Source organism: Streptomyces tricolor, from assembly GCF_002155905.1.
Taxonomy (GTDB): Bacteria; Actinomycetota; Actinomycetes; order Streptomycetales; family Streptomycetaceae; genus Streptomyces; species Streptomyces tricolor.
The window spans coordinates 1200-1402 of the sequence record NZ_MUMF01000780.1; the positions used below are offsets into that span (position 1 = coordinate 1200).

The window sequence follows — 203 nt, forward strand, 5'->3', positions numbered from 1 at the left end:
CACCGGCAAGGAGGTCGGCCAGCTGTCCCTGCACTACGGCGCGGACGACCTCGGCTCGATCATGCTGGAGGAGAACGTGGTCTCCTCGGCCGGCGCCAGGCACCGCTCCAACCGCCTGGAGATCATCGACCTGATCCGCAAGGCCGGCCGGGTCCCGGCCCAGCGCGCCACGACGTACGAGCACCTCGTCGTCCACGACGACC

Annotated in this window: 1 pseudogene; it reads left to right on the forward strand. The window is 70.4% G+C overall.

Going from position 1 to position 203, the window contains the following annotated elements:
* Nucleotides 1-203 (forward strand): annotated as a pseudogene (locus CCN44_RS39390) (dehypoxanthine futalosine cyclase); the annotation flags it as partial.